Genomic DNA, 16,042 nt, shown 5'->3' on the forward strand with positions numbered 1-16,042 from the left:
AACTCAATGGAGTGCCGCATTGATGAGTGACATCACCTTATTGAGCGAAGCGGATCTGCGTGCCTGCGTGGCACTGGACCTGCCGAGCATCGAAGCCATCGAACAAGCCTTCGTGCTGCTGGCAACAGCGGCGGTGGCGATGCCGCCGATCTTGCGTCTGGACATCCCCGAACACAACGGCGAAGTGGACGTAAAGACGGCCTATCTGCCAGGCCTTGAGCGTTTTGCGATCAAGGTCAGCCCGGGTTTTTTCGACAATCCGAAACTCGGCTTGCCGAGCCTCAACGGCATGATGATGTTGCTGTCGGTACACACCGGTTTGCTCGACGCCTTGCTGTTGGATAACGGGTATCTGACCGCCGTACGCACAGCCGCGGCGGGCGCTGTTGCGGCTCGAGCCCTGTCGCGGGTCGACAGTCGCAGCGTCGCGCTGATCGGGGCTGGCGAACAGGCCGCGTTACAGCTTCAGGCGTTGCGTCTGGTGCGGCCGATTGAACACGTGCGGGTCTGGGCCCGCAACTACGCCAAGGCCGAAGCCTTCAGCGCCGAGCTGGCGCGCGACAGCGGTCTGACGGTCACGCCTTGCGCGAGCATCGACGAGGCCATGGCCTGCGTGGACATCGCGATCACCTGTACCCCGAGTCGCGAGCCCTTGATCGAATCGCGTCACCTTCACCCCGGCCTGCACATCACGGCCATGGGCTCGGACGCGGAACACAAAAACGAAATCTCCCCCCAGGCGCTGGCGCAGGTCGACCGCTACGTGGCGGATCGCTTGAGCCAGACGCGCATCCTCGGCGAGTTTCATCACGCCCTGGCGGCCGGCGTTATAGCCGACGAATCGGGCCTGGCCGAACTGGGGCAAGTGCTCGCGGGCCAGCGCCCCGGGCGCACCAGCGATGCGCAAGTCACCTTGTGCGACCTCACCGGCACCGGCGCCCAGGACACCGCCATGGCCAATCTGGCCTTCAAGCGCGCGCGTTCGGCCGGCAAAGGTTTTCAGTTCGGCAGCTAACCGGTTTTTTCATCCGTGCGTCATTCATCAGAGGGCATGTGCATGTCTCAGATAGTCGTCAATCTCCCGTTCGAGCGGGAGGAATACGCCCAGCGTCTGGCCAAGGTTCGAGTGGCGATGCAGGTTCAGGGCATCGAGTTGTTGCTGGTCACCGATCCGTCGAACATGGCCTGGCTGACCGGGTATGACGGTTGGTCGTTTTACGTCCACCAATGCGTGTTGCTGGCGCTCGACGGTGAGCCGGTCTGGTTCGGTCGCGGCCAAGACGCCAACGGCGCCAAGCGCACCGTATTCATGCAGCACGAGAACATCGTCGGTTACCCGGACAACTACGTGCAGTCCCGGGAACGCCATCCGATGGATTACCTGTCGCGGGAAGTCATCAGTGCCCGGGGTTGGGACGCGCTGACCATCGGCGTGGAAATGGACAACTATTACTTCAGCGCCGCCGCCTATTTATCGCTGAAGAAACACTTGCCGAAGGCCACTCTGATTGATGCGGTCGGGTTGGTCAACTGGCAGCGGGCGATCAAGTCGCCCCAGGAAATAGCCTACATGCGCATCGCTGCGCGCATCGTCGAGAACATGCACGGGCGGATCCTCGAACGGATCGAGCCGGGCATGCGCAAAAATGAGCTGGTGGCTGAAATCTACAGCAGCGGGATCCTCGGCGCCGATGGCCATGGTGGCGATTACCCGGCCATCGTGCCGCTATTGCCGACCGGTGCCGACGCCAGTGCGCCGCACCTGACTTGGGACGATTCGCCGTTCGAAAAAGGCGCCGGGACCTTCTTTGAAATCGCAGGTTGTTACAAGCGCTATCACTGCCCGCTGTCGCGCACGATTTATTTGGGCAAACCACCGCAGCACTTTCTGGACGGCGAAAAAGCCGTGGTCGAAGGCATCGCCGCCGGGCTGGAGGCGGCCAAACCGGGTAACACCACCGGCGACATTGCCGTCGCGTTTTTCAAGGTGCTGGAGAAGTTCGGCATCCACAAGGACAGTCGTTGCGGCTACCCGATCGGCATCAGCTATCCGCCTGACTGGGGCGAACGCACAATGAGCCTGCGTCCCGGCGACACCAGCGTGCTGCAACCGGGCATGACGTTCCATTTCATGCCGGGCCTGTGGATGGACGATTGGGGGCTGGAAATCACCGAAAGCATTCTGATCACCGAGACCGGCGTCGAGACGCTGTGCAACGTGCCACGCCAACTGTTCGTGAAGGATTGAGCCATGAGCGAATTGCCAGACAATCCGATCAGTGCCACGGTGGATTTTGCCCGCGAAGGGGTGCAGCACGGGTTCCTCAAATTGCCGCATTCCCGGGACGACTCGGCCTGGGGCTCGGTGATGATTCCGGTCACGGTAATTCAACGCGGTCAGGGGCCGACCGCGCTGCTTACGGGCGGTAACCACGGTGACGAATACGAAGGCCCGGTCGCGCTGAGCAAACTGGCCCAGGGCCTGACGGCCGCCGATGTCACGGGGCGGGTCATTATCGTCCCGTTCATGAACACCCCGGCGTTCCGTGCCGGGCGGCGCACGTCGCCGATCGACAAGGGCAATCTCAATCGCAGTTTTCCGGGTAAGCCGGACGGCACCGTGACCGAGAAAATCGCCGATTACTTCAACCGGACCTTGTTGCCCTTGGCCGACATCGTGCTGGACATTCATTCCGGCGGCCGCACCCTGGATTTCCTGCCGTTCGCGGCTTGTCATGTGCTGCCCGATAAAAAACAGCAGGCGCAATGCGAAGCGGGCATGCGCGCATTCAATGCTCCCTACAGCATGCGCATGCTGGAACTCGATGCCGGTGCGATGTACGACACCGCTGCCGAGCGTCAGGGCAAAGTATTTGTCACAACCGAGCTGGGTGGCGGTGGTACGTCCACGGCGCGCAGTGTGGCGATTGCCGAGCGCGGGGTGCGCAATCTTTTGATACACGCGGGGATTCTGGCAGGTGAGATCCAGACCACGGAGTCAATCATACTCGACATGCCCGATGCCGATTGTTTCGTCGCCAGCGAGCATGACGGCTTGCTGGAAATGTGCCGCGATCTGGGTGACAACGTGGAAAAGGGCGAGGTGATCGCCCGCGTTTACGACGCCACTCGCAGTGGCGTAGCCCCAGTGGAGTATCGCGCCGCTCGCAGTGGTTTACTGGCGGCGCGGCATTTTCCCGGGTTGGTGCGCTGCGGCGACACCGTTGCGGTCATCGCCGATGTATTAACCCGACAGGTCAGTGTTCCAGCCTAACCTCTCTAATCAACCGGAGATCCCCGGACCATGCACAAGCTCGATCGCTATGACCTGAATATCCTGCGAATCCTCGCCGAGGACGGTCGGATCACCAAGTCGAGCCTGGCCGAGGCGATCAATCTTTCCGTGACGCCGGCATGGGAGCGGGTTCGCAAGCTGGAGGCGCTCGGGCTGATTAAAGGATACCGGGCGCAGATCGACTGGAACGCGGTGTTCAAAAGTCAGCAGGTACTGGTGGAAATCACCCTGGCCCGGCACACCGCCCAAGACATGCGGCGGTTCGAGCAACGCATGAACGAGGCCGCCGAAGTGGCGTTCTGTTACGCCACCGGTGGCGGCGTGGATTACATGGCGATGATTCAGGCGCCGGACATCGACCACTACCAGCGGTTTATCGACCAGTTGTTGCTTGATGACCTTGGCATTGAGCGCTACTTCACCTACATCGTGACCAAAACCATCAAGACCGCGGGTGCCCTGCCGACCGAGCTGGCGCAACAGCCATAAACCGTGGCAAAACCCTCACCGCAAAAAGCCCCTGTTTGCGGTGCACAATCAGAAAAAAACGGGGGTTACGCCCCGCCAAACGCCAAATCACCCGGGCTGCGCTGGCCTAGCATGGACTCACGCACACGGTTCGGAGTGAACGCCATGACATACAAACATCCGCTGTTGTTCAAAGCGCTTTGCTACGTCGACGGGCACTGGGTCCACAGTGACAGCGGCCACAGCGTCGCCGTGCACAACCCGGCCGATCAGACGTTGATCGGTCATGTGCCGATGCTCGATCAGCCACAGATCATCGCCGCCGTTGATGCCGCACACCGGGCATTTTCAGCCTGGCGTGAGCAGAGCCTGGATGCCCGCGGGACGATTCTGCGGCGCTGGGCGGCATTGATTCTTGAGCATCAGGAAGACCTGGCGCACATCCTCAGCCAGGAACAAGGCAAGCCCCTGGCCGAGTCACGCGGCGAAATCGCCTACGCCGCCAGTTTCATTCCGTGGTTTGCCGAAGAGGCGCGGCGCCTTTACGGGCAGAACATACCCAGCCATATCCATGGGGCGCACTTGGGCACCGTCAAGGAACCCGTCGGCGTCTGTGCGCTGCTGACCCCATGGAATTTCCCTTCGGCGATGATCACCCGTAAAGCCGCCGCAGCACTGGCTGCCGGTTGCACCGTGGTGATCAAACCGGCCCATGAAACACCGTTTTCCGCATTGGCTCTGGCGCAACTGGCCGAGGAGGCGGGCTTCCCGGCCGGCGTGTTCAACGTTGTACTGGGCGAACCGCAAATGACCATGCAAACCCTGGTGCAAGACCGCCGTGTGCGCTCGGTCAGCTTCACCGGCTCAACCCGTGTCGGTAAGTTGGTTCTGCAAGCGGCGGCCCAGGATGTGAAGAAGGTGTCGCTGGAGCTGGGCGGCAACGCGCCATTCATTGTCTGCGCTGATGCCAACCTGGAACTGGCGGTGAAGGTCGCGGTGGAGGCCAAGTTCCAGACCTCCGGACAGGATTGCTGTGCAGCCAACCGGATCATGGTAGAGCGTTCGATCTACCCGGAGTTTCTCAAGTGCTTCGCCGCCGCCGTCCGTGCGCTGCGGGTCGGCCCGGCGCTGGTGGGTGATCAGGAGCAAAGCGTCGACATCGGCCCGCTGATGCATCAGGCCGCGCTTGATGTCACGGCTGAACGTGTCGAAGACGCCCTGCGACTCGGCGCAAAACGTCTAGTGGGTGGCGAAGTGCATGCACTTGGCGGGTTGTTCTATCAGCCGACGGTATTGGCCGACGTTACGCCGCAGATGCGTATCTACCGCGAAGAGAATTTTGCGCCAATCGCCGGGGTGATGCCGTTCGACACGCTGGAGCAGGCCATCGAAATGGCCAACGACACCGAATATGGTCTGGCTGCTTATATTTGTTCCAACCGCCTGGACCTGATCTACCCCCTGATTCGCCGCCTCGACCATGCGATGGTCGCGGTCAACGGCGTCAAGTTCACCGGCCACCCGATCCCGTTCGGTGGCATGAAAGCCTCGGGGCTCGGCCGCGAGGGTGGCACCGAGGGCTTCGAAGCCTTTGTCGAAACCAAATACTTTTGCCTGCACCACCAAGGCCAGTTCTAAGGAGATCCGCCATGAGCCAAGAACTCGATTCGTTGTTCGAACAAGACCGCGCGCACTTCATGCACCCGTCCACCCATGCCCATGACCACGCCAGCGGCGCGCTCAAGGGACGCATCATCAAGAGTGCGTCAGGCATTCGTATCCGCGATCACGAAGGCCGTGACTTCATCGACGCCTTTGCCGGGTTGTACTGCGTGAACATCGGCTACGGGCGCACTGAAGTCGCCGATGCAATCTACAAGCAGGCCAAGGAACTGGCCTATTACCACACCTATGTTGGGCACTCGACCGAGGCAATTATCGAGCTGTCTAGCCGCATCATAGACTGGGCTCCGGAGGGGATGAAGAAGGTCTACTACGGCCTTTCCGGTTCCGACGCCAACGAAACCCAGGTCAAACTGGTGCGGTACTACAACAACGTATTGGGTCGTCCGCACAAGAAGAAAATCATCTCCCGTGATCGCGGTTATCACGGCTCGGGCATCATGACCGGCAGTCTGACCGGCCTGCCGACCTTCCATCAGCATTTTGACCTGCCGGTAGAAGGCGTAAAACATACGATTTGCCCGCACTGGTACCGCAAGGCACCGGCCGGCATGGATGAAGCGGCGTTCGTGCGCTATTGCGCCGACGAACTGGAGAAAATGATCTTGGCCGAAGGGCCGGACACCGTGGCCGCGTTCATCGGTGAACCACTGATGGGCACTGGCGGCATCATCGTCCCACCGGCCGGCTACTGGGCCGCCACTCAAGCGGTGTTGAACAAGTACGACGTGTTGTTGATCGCCGACGAAGTGGTGTGCGCCTTCGGTCGCCTGGGTTCGAAGATGGGTAGTCAACGCTACGGCATGCGTCCGGACCTGATCACCACGGCCAAAGGCCTGACCAGCGCCTATGCGCCTTTGTCGGCAGTGATCGTCGGTGAAAAGGTCTGGGACGTGATCGAAAAGGCCTCAGAATCCCAAGGTGCCATGGGGCATGGGTGGACGTACTCTGGGCATCCGATATGTGCGGCAGCGGCCTTGGCTAACCTCGACATCCTTGAGCGGGAAAACCTGACGGCCAACGCCGAGAAGGTCGGCAGCTACCTGAACCGTCGGTTGCGCGAAACACTGGAAGGCCATCCGCTGGTGGGTGAAGTGCGCGGCGACGGCATGCTGGCCGCGGTCGAGTTCATGGCCGATTGTGAGCAACGTACACCCTTCGATGCTGCATTGAAGGTCGGTCCGAAAGTATCAGCAGCCTGTCTTGAGCGCGGCATGATTGCCCGGGCGATGCCCCATGGCGACATTCTCGGCTTTGCACCTCCGCTGATCCTGACCAAGGAAGAAGCCGATCTGATCGTCGACATCACCAAAAGCGCGGTCGATCACGTGGCCAGCGAGATACTGGGGTAGGCCTGATAGATCCCCCCAAAAACCGCTCCATCCTACACCGTGCGGGTGTATCGTCGGTTTTGGCCTTGTAAACAAACTGGGGAAGCGGGAACGAAGTGCTCCTTTCGATTAGGGAGAACGATAGGGTGGGGAAGCAGTGGCCGAAAGGCTGCTTTTGACGCGGGGTGTTTAGTTTTTCTAAAGGCGTTGTCGTCAGGAAAAACTTACGTGTCCTGGGTTGAAGGAAGATTACGCGTCTACCCCTTCTAGCCACGTAGCGCCAGGCCATTGCTTGTCGAGGACCAACTGTCGCGCCACATCGACAATGACCAACCGCGTTGCCAGCGCCGCCGGAGAGAGTTCGTCATCAGCCAGCGTCGCCAGAAGATTACGCCGGCCCACATGGGGATCGGCAATCCTGATCAGTGAAAGTCCGGACCCGTCTTTCAATGCAGCGGCCGCCCCCGGTTGTATCGTTGCCGCATGACCGGCCCGCACGGCGTTCATCAAAACAGCGAGACCGTCGACTTCCATAATGACATTGGGTGTCAGCCCGACCCGTTCGAACGCGCTCATCAATGCCGAGCGCAATCCATGTTGCGCGCTGGGCATCACCAGCGGCAGGCCGCCGAGGTCTGCTAATTGCACGCTGTCACCAGAAGGCGCTTGGGGCAGGCTGGGCGAGGCGATGACGAACAGCTTTTCATCCAGCAGCGGAGTCACGCTCCAGCGTTTACCCCCTTCCAGTTGAAAGAGGATGGCCAGATCAATTTGCCGTGCGTTGAGCTGCGCCGCCAAGTGGCCGGAAAGCATTTCCACCAAATGCAGTTGTATGTCCGGATAACGCGCACGCATTGCGTTGATCAACGGCAACGCGAGCACCGTCGCGGTAGTCGGTGGTAAGCCAACGCTGACGTAACCGCTCATTCGCCCGCGATGGGCGGCCATGATTGCGTTTTCCGCCTGGCGTAGTGTCAATTGGGCATGGTGTAAAAACGCGAATCCGGCACTGGTGGGCGTCACGCCGGTAGAGGTTCGATTCAGGAGGCGAGTGCACAGTTCGCTTTCCAGCTTGGAGATTTGCTGACTAAGGGCTGAAACGCCAACATCCAGTTCAAGTGCCGCACGCCCCAGGCTGCCAAGCTCGATGATTTTTACGAAATAGCGCAGTTGTCTCAATTCCAATGTGGCTGCTCCCCGCGATTTTGTTATTCAAATACCTGAGCATTTGCCGCGCAAGCTACGAAGCCCAAAGAGCTAGCATTGTCGCAGGTTTGGATTGACCGTTCAGCACGCGCGTTTTTTCGAGGGCTGGTAGCAGTTGACCCGAATCTGTCATCGAGGCGGTGGCCACCAATCCCTGGATTTCATATCAGGGCGCCTGGACGTGACTTCGATATGTTGCTGCTTGTCGGTAGTAAAGGTCGTGTCTAGCGAATCGAACGCTATAAATATCCAGTCTGAGTATTCACTCAGGCTTCACGATCAGAACAGCGACGAACCGCAATAGCCGCAGAACTGAACTTATTCGCAAGAGCGATAAGCGGTGATGCACTCCGCGCTCAGGAGCAGTATTCGAGTAGCGATCTAATAGGGAAGGATGAACGAACCCTGAGATCCAGTAGGCGGCGTATGGCAGCGGCCGGCGCTTCAATATCCGTTGAGAGTTTGAATCACAAAAATTTGAGTTCACTCTGCCGAGGGTTGGAAACCTTTAACGAACAACCTGGCAGCTTGCTCAACCACCACACGCTCGTCATCGATAAGCTCTGACAAGATGGGCGAAACTCGACGGTCCACAATTAGGTGAGCGAGACCATGGCTAAGGCCTAATAGTGAGGTAGTGGCCTGCCTGGCATCAACGTGCGTGATGTCGAAATCCGTAATCATCTCTGCCACTTTTGTTGCTAAAGCCTCAAAAGCCTCAGTTGAAGCCGCAACCAATTCCGGATACTCGCTCTTGCGCTGCACCGCAGTGCCGTACATCAGGCGAAACAGCTCTGGCTTTTCTCGTGCAAATCGCACGTAGCCAGCACACAGGCCACGGACTCGTCGCTCTAACGACTGGTTTTCGATGGTGGCAGTCTTCAAAACATTTGCCGAGCGTCGAAATCCCTCAGTTGCGAGAGCAGCTAGAAGAGCGTTTTTGTCCCCAAAATGGTGATACGGAGCAGTCTGCGAAACGCCTAATTGACGGGCTAGCAAACGCTGGCTCAAGTCGGCGGCTCCGTACTCCTCCAGCAGAGCCAGCCCCCCCTCGATAAGGGCTTCCCTCAGATTCCCATGATGATATGAAGGCTTGCGCTCCTGCTTGGAGCTTGCTTTCAGAGTTGCCGGGGAGTCCGCTGAGTTCATCATTTAGTCACCTGTTTGAATACCTCGATTCTGATTCGCGCTTAGGTGAAACGCAACCTCACTCGCCCAAAATCCAATCTTGACACTGAACAAATTGGATGGTCTTATCACTGTCAAGATTGCTCTGCATCGAGCATTCAGCAACCGCAACTCTTTCCCCCAGGTATTAGCGATGACGACTTATCAAGATATCGTGTACGAAAAGATCGGCCCTGTTGCACGTCTGTGGCACAACCGACCAGAAATGAGAAATGCCGAGAACACTCAGCTTCTTGAGGAGCTGAATAGCGCTCTTGCTGAGGCGGAAGCTGATAGTGAGGTGCGTGTAATCGTGCTGGCGGGTAAGGGCGGACATTTCTCCGCTGGCCATGACCTGAAAGAAGGACGCGCACTTCGCGCAAATTTCAGTGTTGAAGAGCGCTGGGCCTATGAGGACCAGTACTACCTGACCTACTGCTTGAATCTCTTGAATTGCCACAAGCCCACCATTGCGCAGGTCGACGGCGCGTGCATCGCTGGCGGTTTTATGGTCGCGAACATGTGCGATCTAATGGTCGCATCTGAAAATGCATTCTTCGCTGATCCGGTCGTACATACGATGGCGGTTTCGGCAGTAGAAGTGCTGATCCACCCTTGGGTGCTGGGATCGCGCAAGGCTAAGGAAATGCTGTTTACTGGACAGCGTATGACAGCGGCTGATGCCTTGGCGGCTGGAATGGTGAACCGAGTCGTTCCAGTTGTTGAACTGGACGACGCTGTATTGGGTTTGGCGAATCAGATCGCTCAGGCGCCGGCCTTCGCGTTGAAGGTTCTCAAAAAATCTATCAATCGTACTTACGACATCATGGGGCGTGAGCAGGCGTTGCGAGCTCACTTTGACTCCCACATGCTTAGTCACTTCAGCGAGGAAGCGAAGGAATTCAAGGCTAGCGGGAAGACTCACTCCATTCGGCGGGATGCGAACGGGCATCCAATTAATGTCTGAGGCGTAGTCCCATGAATAACAAATCTTGGGTCAAATATTATCCCTCGGGTGCTACGGAACCGTTGGATGTATCGAACAAAAAATTGACCGAGCTTTTGGAAAACGCGACTAGAAAATATCGTGACCGTACCGCACTCACCTCGCCCACAGGCAGCTGGACGTTTGAGCGCTTAGAGGCAGAATCTCAGCTCATGACCGAGCTGTTCAAGAGTGCAGGAGTCGCCGCGGGTGATCGGGTCGCAATTTACCTGCCGAATCTGCCGGAATATGTCGCAACACTTTTTGCCACCTGGCTAGCTGGTGGAATTGTCGTGCAGGTGAATGCAGCATATGTCGCTGCAGAGGTCGTGCGTATCCTTGAACACTCGGGGACGTCATTACTCGTCACCACCCCAGAACAGATGGCCAAACTTCGCGAAAGCGGCAAGGAGATTAAATGCGCAGTCTGCCTGGTTGGGGACGGCGCCCCGGCAGTAATTTCCCACGCCGCAGATGACAATCTGTCTGGGTCGGATTTCCCAGATGTGAGTTCCGAAATTGCGGTGCTGCAATACACCGGTGGTACGACCGGGCTGCCCAAGGCTGTAATGCTCACCCATGAAAACATCCTGTCCAACATCGAGCAGCGATTGCGTCTGACTTTCAAGGTTCTGGAAGTTCCACCAGAGGCAAAGGTAGTTAACACCTTACCCATGTGTCACGTATTCGGCCTGACGTGCGTAACACTCATGAGCGTGGCGATGGGCATGAATCAGTTGATCGTTCCGAGATTTCACTCGCGAGCAGTTCTCGACTTGATCAAAGAGACCAGGCCTTTCGCTTTCTTTGGCGTTCCTACGATGTATGCGGCGTTTCTGCGGGAACCAGATCTGGAATCGTTTGGTTTGGATCACGTATCGATTTTCAATTCAGCGGGTGCACAAATGCCACCCGCTCATCTTGCACAATTTGAATTGCGATCTGGTTCAAAAGTACTTGATGGGTTTGGAATGAGTGAATCTTCGCCTACCACTCACACCAATCCTCCGTTTTTACAACGACGAAATGGAAGTGCCGGAATCCCTGTGCCTTTCACTGAAGCCAGGATCGTCACGACGATCAGCGGAGAGCTTATCGACGTTTCTCCGGGCGAGAGCGGTGAGCTTGCCATCAAAGGCCCGCAAATAATGAAAGGCTATTGGAGAGAGCCGGGTCTCACCGCCCAAGCGCTAAGGGATGGCTGGCTACTTACAGGTGATATCGCCAAGATTGATGAGGATGGCTATGTCTACGTGGTGGGCCGCCTCAAAGAATTAATTGTAGCCAGCGGCTACAACATTTACCCCGCTGAAATTGAACGGGTGATTGGGCAGATCGAGGGCGTCGCTGAGGTGGCCGTAATTGGTATCCCGGATGATTATCGAGGCGAGACAGTTAAAGCCGTGATAGTTGCCAATCAGGGAGCCAACCTCGACAAACACTTTGTAATTGAACGATGCCGAGCTGAACTCGCACCTTTCAAGGTGCCAACGGTCGTCGAAGTTGTTGCCATGCTTCCACGAACAGCGGTGGGGAAAATAGATAAGCAGCAGCTACTTACATCACATACTCAGCCCAATGCGGAGATAAGCGCATGATCATCGATGATGTCGATTTAAGCAGAGACTCGCGTACCGTAACTCGGCACAAAGTTGGCCATTTGCTTTTAATTGGTCTGAACAGAGTTAACAAGCGCAATGCATTCGATGTTGATATGCGTGAGCAACTTGCGCTTGCCTACGGTGAAATGGAGCGGGATGAGGAAATACGATGCGGTGTGCTCTATGCACATGGAGAACATTTTACGGGTGGTCTCGACCTTGCCCAGGTCAGTGACGCGCTACAAGGCGGCAACGGCGGAATACCGGAAGGGGGGGTTGATTGGAGAGGATTCTTTACCGCTCCGCGGACAAAACCAGTGGTCTGCGCGCTCCAGGGCTGGTGCCTCACCCTAGGGATTGAGATTGCTTTGGCCACCGATATACGCGTCGCCGCGGAAGACACCAAATTTTCCCAAATGGAGGTTTCCAGGGGGATCTATCCATTCGGCGGCGCGACAATTCGTTTTCCTAGAGAGGTGGGCTGGGGCAACGCAATGCGCTGGATCTTGACCGGCGACACCTTTGACGTGCAGGAAGCGCTGCGGATCGGGTTAGTTCAAGAAGTTACGGCCGTTAATGGCCAACTTCTGCGTGCCATTGAAATTGCCAAGACTATTTCGACTCAAGCACCGCTGGGTGTCCAAACTGCACTGAAATCAGCAACGCGTGCCGTGCGGGAGGGGGAAATCTCCGCGTCGAAACAGTTGGTTCCAGATTTGGTTGCGCTCCTGTCATCTGAAGATGCCGTAGAAGGCCGCAAATCATTCATTGACCGTCGACCAGCAAATTTTACCGGACGATGACGATCTGATTTTCGACTTTAAAAAAAGCTATAAGCGGTTCAGCAAGGTATGCGAGCAGTGTATATATCCACTAGAAGTTAGTGCGTTGTTGAACCGGACCATTTTCGAAATATAAGTCACTAAGCCTGGCTGCGCTGCATTCGGCCAACGTATTGGCTCGCACGCGATAAGTGATTCCGAGCAAGGCTCACCAAGCAAAGAGACAATCACGAGTACAATAAAAACAAGAATTGGAGACGCGTTTCATGGGAATTAGCATAGAAACATCGCAAGCGGATCTGGCGAAATCAACTCGGCTCGAAAACTACAAACGCCGAGCTTGGTCGGTCACCCTTATGGTTGTTATGTTTGCAACCATCAACTGGGCGGACAAAGCAATCATCGGAATTGTAGCTCGTGCGCTCCAAGAGGATTTGGGCCTGACGGCATCTCAAATTGGCTATACCGGCAGCGCTTTCTTCTTTTTGTTCAGTATCAGCGGTGCGGCAGTTGGGTTTCTCGGTGACCGTTTTCAGGTCCGCTGGATCCTCCTGGCTCTCGCTTTGTTGTGGGGCTTAATACAGCTACCTATTCTGATTTCCGGGACATTCACTGTACTACTCATTTCTCGTATTTTGCTCGGTGCAGCAGAAGGACCGGCGACGGCGATGGCTAACACGGCAGTCTTTCAATGGTTTCCCCCTGAAAAGCGTAGTTTTCCTTCTGCTCTTGTGACTTCAGGGTCGTCGATCGCAAAGATCGCTGTCGCTCCAATGCTCGCGCTCATACTCGCTGCCTGGGGATGGCGAGCGTGCTTCATTGTCATGGGGGTTGTCAGCGTTCTATGGTGCGTCTTGTGGCTGATGATTGGCAAAGAAGGTCCGTACGCGCGCAGGAGTCGAACCACAGCTATCGTGCCAGGACAGGCCGCAGAGGTTGTCGCCGAGCGAGTGCCGTTGAGGAAAATCTTGCTGACCCCTTCATTTCTCGGCGCGCTTTTCGGAACGTTCACGGTATACGCTTTGGTGGCTGCCTCAATAACGTGGATCCCGTCCTACCTGGAAGCGGGCCTCGGTTATTCAAGGCTTCACTCCGGCCTTATGTTCGGGCTTCCTAGCATTGCCTCTCTAATCATGATGTTCGGATCAACGTTCATTGCTGATCGCTTATCAAGCCGCAATCACAGCGCGCGCGTCACCCGCGCCTTGACGACAGCAGGTTTCCTGTTGATCGGCGGGTTAACACTTTGCAGTTTGCCGTTTATCCAAACACCATATCTAGTCGTGGGCGTCCTGATCTTTGGTTACGGGTGCGCCAGCGTGGCGTTGCCAATGATGAACGCAGTTATTTCTCAAATAACCCCTGCTGGACAGCTGGCGAGTACATTAGGGATTTTCTTAGCCTTGCAGAATGTCTCGGGACTTATCGCGCCTTCAATGGTGGGGATATTGGTGGATCACGCCGCTAACCCCCTGGCCGGCTATTCCTTAGCTTATCAAATTTTAGGTATCGCATTGGTTGTAGGCGGTTTAGCGGTGGGGATTTTTGTTCATCCCGAGCGAGACGCTGAGCGCCTCAAAAGTTTTATTAAAACGTAGGAAGCGTTAGCGCCGATTATCGAAGCGAATCCTAACCTTACGTGTTCCGCTATTTCGATACGCATTTAGACTTCCAATCGAGTGGAGAACTTCGATGTCCAGTTATGCTGCACCGGTAGACGACTATAACTTCCTCCTGAATAACGTATTGGATTATGCCGGCCTGGTGCTGTCGCTTCCAGGTTATGAAGATTTCACGCCCGAACTCATCGAAGCAATCATCTCGGAGGGTGCACGTCTCGCAGAAAACGAATTGGCACCACTCAACCGCACCGGTGATGAAGAAGGGTGTGTTTGGGATAACGGCCAAGTACGTACGCCTAGGGGGTTTAAGGCCGCGTTTGAGCTTTATCGAGAAGGCGGGTGGACGGGACTGGTGGCAGCGCACGAGTACGGAGGGCAGGGATTGCCACACGTGATTGGCCTGATCATTCGCGAGATAACCAGTGCGGCGAATAGCTCTTTCGGTACCTACGCGGGGTTAACCCAGGGCGCATACCAAGCGATTTACTCTCACGGTTCTAAAGAACTCAAGGACACGTTTTTGCCCCGCTTGGTGAACGGCAATTGGACGGGGACCATGTGCCTGACTGAACCACATTGCGGTTCAGATCTGGGGTTGCTCAAAACCCGTGCTGAGCTGGATGATTCTGGCTCCTATAAAATTACCGGGACCAAAATTTTCGTGACCGGGGGCGAGCATGATCTTTCTCAGAATATTGTCCATCTCGTTCTCGCTCGGCTACCCGATGGGCCACCGGGTGTTAAGGGTATTTCGCTGTTCGCTGTACCTAAGTTTTTACCGACCGCCGATGGGATTTGGTCACAGCACAACAACGTCGTTTGCACGGGCATCGAACATAAAATGGGGATGCGCGCTTCTGCGACCGCGAGCCTGGCTTTTGAAGGTGCGCAAGGGTGGCTGGTTGGGCAGCCGCATCGGGGCATGAAGGCTATGTTTACGATGATGAACGGCGCACGTCTGGGTGTTTCGGTACAAGCGGTTAGCTTGGCTGAAGCGGCATCTCAAAAAGCGACGGAATATGCGACCGAGAGGCTTCAAGGTCGTGAGCCCGGTCACCCGCCTGGTAGCAACCCTATTGCGATCATCAACCATCCGGACGTTCGTAGAAATCTTCTGATTGGCAAATCATTCGTCGAGGGTGCCCGAGCACTCTGGATGTGGGCCGGTATTCACCTTGATCGCCGTCACCACCATCCTGACTTGGAGGTGAGGGCTGAATGTGAAGACCTACTGGCCTTGCTGACGCCGGTTCTGAAAGCATTTTTCAGCGATCAGTCTTTCGAAGCGACGAATGCGGCGGTACAGGTGTTTGGTGGACATGGTTACATCAGAGAAACTGGCATTGAGCAGTTCGTCAGAGATGGGCGAATCATTTCGCTTTATGAAGGTACGAACGGTATCCAGGGGCTCGATCTGATCCATCGCAAGATACAGATGAACGATGGTAGGACGGTAAATAGTTTCTTTGAGTTAATCGACAAGGAAGTAAATGCGCTCTCGGTAGTCCGTACGGACTTGGCTGAGTTGCTGGGCAACGCGCTCAGCTACTTGCGTAGTGCAACGCGTTACGTCACGTCAAATGCTCAGAATGATGAGCATTTGAATGGCGCCGCCAGTCATCACTATTTGCAGCTGTTCGGGCTCGTTGCCATGGGATTTGCTTGGGCGAAAATCGTTCGCGCTTCATTGCAACTAACCGATGCCGCAGATTTCGGCTTCGCTCAAGCGAAGGTAAAGACAGGTAATTTTTTCTTCAAACAAACACTGCCGAAGTCAGAATATCATTACAAAGTGATTAGTACTTCGAGTCAGGTCACGATGGATATGTCCAATGAGGAGTTTTTGTTTGTCTGAGTGAAAGCGACGCGAGAGGGGTGTGGATGACCTCTAAGTTGTCTGTT

General features: G+C 56.3%; 13 protein-coding genes. 11 read left to right on the forward strand and 2 right to left on the reverse strand.

Annotated features, from left to right (window positions below):
* Nucleotides 1-22 precede the first annotated feature (22 nt).
* The 6 genes from eutC (at nucleotide 23) to EQV97_RS00680 (ending at nucleotide 6,798) form a co-directional block, all read left to right on the forward strand.
* Nucleotides 23-1,015 carry an ectoine utilization protein EutC gene (gene eutC / locus EQV97_RS00655; protein WP_240888114.1) on the forward strand — a complete coding sequence of 331 codons (993 nt, stop codon included), beginning with the start codon at nucleotides 23-25 and terminating at the stop codon, nucleotides 1,013-1,015.
* A 42-nt stretch (nucleotides 1,016-1,057) separates the two neighbouring features.
* A complete protein-coding gene (gene doeA / locus EQV97_RS00660) occupies nucleotides 1,058-2,248 on the forward strand; it encodes an ectoine hydrolase DoeA (protein WP_240888115.1) in 1,191 nt (396 codons plus the stop codon).
* Nucleotides 2,249-2,251: 3 nt separating this feature from the next.
* Nucleotides 2,252-3,274 (forward strand): N(2)-acetyl-L-2,4-diaminobutanoate deacetylase DoeB, encoded by a 1,023-nt coding sequence (gene doeB / locus EQV97_RS00665; protein ID WP_240888116.1) that lies wholly within the window; start codon nucleotides 2,252-2,254, stop codon nucleotides 3,272-3,274.
* Between the two features lie 30 nt (nucleotides 3,275-3,304).
* The gene (locus tag EQV97_RS00670) at nucleotides 3,305-3,784 is read left to right on the forward strand and encodes an Lrp/AsnC family transcriptional regulator (protein WP_240888117.1); all 480 of its coding nucleotides are present in this window, start codon (nucleotides 3,305-3,307) and stop codon (nucleotides 3,782-3,784) included.
* A gap of 144 nt (nucleotides 3,785-3,928) precedes the next feature.
* Nucleotides 3,929-5,401 (forward strand): NAD-dependent succinate-semialdehyde dehydrogenase, encoded by a 1,473-nt coding sequence (locus tag EQV97_RS00675; protein ID WP_240888118.1) that lies wholly within the window; start codon nucleotides 3,929-3,931, stop codon nucleotides 5,399-5,401.
* Between the two features lie 11 nt (nucleotides 5,402-5,412).
* Nucleotides 5,413-6,798, forward strand: a complete 1,386-nt coding sequence (locus tag EQV97_RS00680) for an aspartate aminotransferase family protein (protein WP_240888119.1) — start codon at nucleotides 5,413-5,415, stop codon at nucleotides 6,796-6,798.
* Between the two features lie 228 nt (nucleotides 6,799-7,026).
* On the opposite strand, the gene EQV97_RS00685 is transcribed toward EQV97_RS00680, so the two are convergent.
* Nucleotides 7,027-7,962 carry a LysR substrate-binding domain-containing protein gene (locus tag EQV97_RS00685; protein ID WP_122838571.1) on the reverse strand — a complete coding sequence of 312 codons (936 nt, stop codon included), beginning with the start codon at nucleotides 7,960-7,962 and terminating at the stop codon, nucleotides 7,027-7,029.
* Between the two features lie 504 nt (nucleotides 7,963-8,466).
* Nucleotides 8,467-9,135 carry a TetR/AcrR family transcriptional regulator gene (locus EQV97_RS00690; protein WP_240888120.1) on the reverse strand — a complete coding sequence of 223 codons (669 nt, stop codon included), beginning with the start codon at nucleotides 9,133-9,135 and terminating at the stop codon, nucleotides 8,467-8,469.
* A 169-nt stretch (nucleotides 9,136-9,304) separates the two neighbouring features.
* On the opposite strand from EQV97_RS00690, the gene EQV97_RS00695 reads away from it, so the two are divergent.
* From EQV97_RS00695 to EQV97_RS00715, 5 genes are all read left to right on the forward strand, one after another.
* The gene (locus EQV97_RS00695) at nucleotides 9,305-10,117 is read left to right on the forward strand and encodes an enoyl-CoA hydratase (RefSeq protein ID WP_240888121.1); all 813 of its coding nucleotides are present in this window, start codon (nucleotides 9,305-9,307) and stop codon (nucleotides 10,115-10,117) included.
* Nucleotides 10,118-10,128: 11 nt separating this feature from the next.
* Nucleotides 10,129-11,733: an AMP-binding protein gene (locus tag EQV97_RS00700; RefSeq protein WP_240888122.1), complete on the forward strand. Its 1,605-nt coding sequence runs from the start codon at nucleotides 10,129-10,131 to the stop codon at nucleotides 11,731-11,733.
* A complete protein-coding gene (locus EQV97_RS00705) occupies nucleotides 11,730-12,539 on the forward strand; it encodes a crotonase/enoyl-CoA hydratase family protein (protein ID WP_240888123.1) in 810 nt (269 codons plus the stop codon). Before EQV97_RS00700 ends, EQV97_RS00705 begins: the two co-directional genes overlap by 4 nt.
* A gap of 245 nt (nucleotides 12,540-12,784) precedes the next feature.
* Entirely contained in the window at nucleotides 12,785-14,116 is a 1,332-nt protein-coding gene (locus tag EQV97_RS00710; RefSeq protein ID WP_240888124.1) for an MFS transporter, read from the forward strand.
* A gap of 94 nt (nucleotides 14,117-14,210) precedes the next feature.
* Nucleotides 14,211-15,995, forward strand: a complete 1,785-nt coding sequence (locus EQV97_RS00715) for an acyl-CoA dehydrogenase C-terminal domain-containing protein (RefSeq protein ID WP_240888125.1) — start codon at nucleotides 14,211-14,213, stop codon at nucleotides 15,993-15,995.
* Nucleotides 15,996-16,042 lie beyond the last annotated feature (47 nt).

This window comes from Pseudomonas sp. TMW22090, assembly GCF_022496665.1.
In the GTDB taxonomy this organism is placed as follows: domain Bacteria; phylum Pseudomonadota; class Gammaproteobacteria; order Pseudomonadales; family Pseudomonadaceae; genus Aquipseudomonas; species Aquipseudomonas gregormendelii.

Coding starts and splice junctions, on each gene's coding strand:
- eutC (WP_240888114.1), top strand. CDS start 23: ATGAGTGACATCACCTTATTGAGCGAAGCGGATCTGCGTGCCTGCGTG.
- doeA (WP_240888115.1), top strand. CDS start 1,058: ATGTCTCAGATAGTCGTCAATCTCCCGTTCGAGCGGGAGGAATACGCC.
- doeB (WP_240888116.1), top strand. CDS start 2,252: ATGAGCGAATTGCCAGACAATCCGATCAGTGCCACGGTGGATTTTGCC.
- EQV97_RS00670 (WP_240888117.1), top strand. CDS start 3,305: ATGCACAAGCTCGATCGCTATGACCTGAATATCCTGCGAATCCTCGCC.
- EQV97_RS00675 (WP_240888118.1), top strand. CDS start 3,929: ATGACATACAAACATCCGCTGTTGTTCAAAGCGCTTTGCTACGTCGAC.
- EQV97_RS00680 (WP_240888119.1), top strand. CDS start 5,413: ATGAGCCAAGAACTCGATTCGTTGTTCGAACAAGACCGCGCGCACTTC.
- EQV97_RS00690 (WP_240888120.1), bottom strand. CDS start 9,135: ATGATGAACTCAGCGGACTCCCCGGCAACTCTGAAAGCAAGCTCCAAG.
- EQV97_RS00695 (WP_240888121.1), top strand. CDS start 9,305: ATGACGACTTATCAAGATATCGTGTACGAAAAGATCGGCCCTGTTGCA.
- EQV97_RS00700 (WP_240888122.1), top strand. CDS start 10,129: ATGAATAACAAATCTTGGGTCAAATATTATCCCTCGGGTGCTACGGAA.
- EQV97_RS00705 (WP_240888123.1), top strand. CDS start 11,730: ATGATCATCGATGATGTCGATTTAAGCAGAGACTCGCGTACCGTAACT.
- EQV97_RS00710 (WP_240888124.1), top strand. CDS start 12,785: ATGGGAATTAGCATAGAAACATCGCAAGCGGATCTGGCGAAATCAACT.
- EQV97_RS00715 (WP_240888125.1), top strand. CDS start 14,211: ATGTCCAGTTATGCTGCACCGGTAGACGACTATAACTTCCTCCTGAAT.